This is a genomic window from Actinoplanes sp. ATCC 53533, assembly GCF_003947245.1.
On sequence record NZ_QHHV01000525.1, the window covers coordinates 1 to 1,123 of the forward strand.

The following is a 1,123-nucleotide window of genomic DNA, read 5'->3' on the forward strand; positions in this document are numbered from 1 at the left end:
CGGTCGCGGCCAGTCCGGGCGAGACGATCGGCAGGATGATCTTCCGGATCGAGGTGAGCAGGCTCGCGCCGTCCACCTCGCCCGCCTCCAGCACCTCGCGCGGCACCTCCAGCAGGAACGAGCGCATCATCCAGACCGCGAGCGGCAGGTTCATCGAGGTGTAGAGGACCACCATCGTCCAGATGTTGTCGAGCATGCCGAGCTGCTTGACCAGCAGGTACACCGGCAGCAGCGCGGCGACGGCGGGCATCATCTTGGTGGAGATGAAGAAGAACAGCGCGTCCGTCCACTTCGCCACCGGGCGCAGCGACAGCGCGTACGCCGCCGGGGTCGCCAGCACGACGACCAGCAGCGTGGAGAAGATGCTGGCCATCAGCGAGTTCAGCAGGAACGGCGTGATGTTGCGGTCGAACACCTGGGCGTACTGGTCGAAGGTCGGGGTGAAGGCCCAGGCCGGCGGGTTGCTGGCGGCGTCCTGCTCCTGCTTGAAGCTGGTCAGCACCATCCAGATCACCGGGAAGACGAAGACGATCCCGGCGATCCAGGCGACGGTGCCCCAGAGCGCGGTGCCCAGCCTGCGCCGGGCGCTTCCGGTAGCGACGAGCGCGGTCATCGACTCTCCTCCATCCGGAACAGGCTCGAGATGACCCGCAGCGCGAACGTCGCCACGATGATCGTCAGGAGCACCACGATGACGCCGGCGGCCGACGCCTCGCCGTACTCGAATTTGCGGAACGTGGTCAGGTAGATCTCGTACGGCAGGTTGGTGGTCTGCGAGCCGGGGCCGCCCTGCGTGATGGTGAAGACGGCGTCGAAGGTGTTCACCAGGTAGATCGAGCCGAGCAGCGCGCCCAGCTCGAGGTACTGCCGCAGGTGCGGCAGCGTCATCGAGGTGAAGATCCGCCAGCCGCTGGCGCCGTCGACCCGGGCCGCCTCGAGGATGTCCTCGCTCTGCGACTGCAGGCCGGCGAGCAGGATCAGCATCATGAACGGCGTCCACTGCCAGACGAGCGTGGCGATGACCGCTGCCTTCGGGTACGACGAGACCCAGTCGGTCGAGCCGCCGAAGATGCCGTTGATCAGGCCGTACCCCGGGTTGTAGATGGCGTGCTTCCAGAGCAGC

At 66.9% G+C, this 1,123-nt stretch carries 2 protein-coding genes; both read right to left on the minus strand.

The genetic code is table 11. The features are described 5' to 3' along the window. Positions 1–613 (minus strand): carbohydrate ABC transporter permease (locus tag DMB66_RS59780; protein WP_148112970.1); only part of this gene is annotated, 613 nt, incomplete at its 3' end. Continuing rightward, a partial coding sequence (locus tag DMB66_RS59785; RefSeq protein ID WP_148112971.1) for a carbohydrate ABC transporter permease occupies positions 610–1,123 on the minus strand: 514 nt, incomplete at its 5' end. The genes DMB66_RS59780 and DMB66_RS59785, both read right to left, overlap by 4 nt.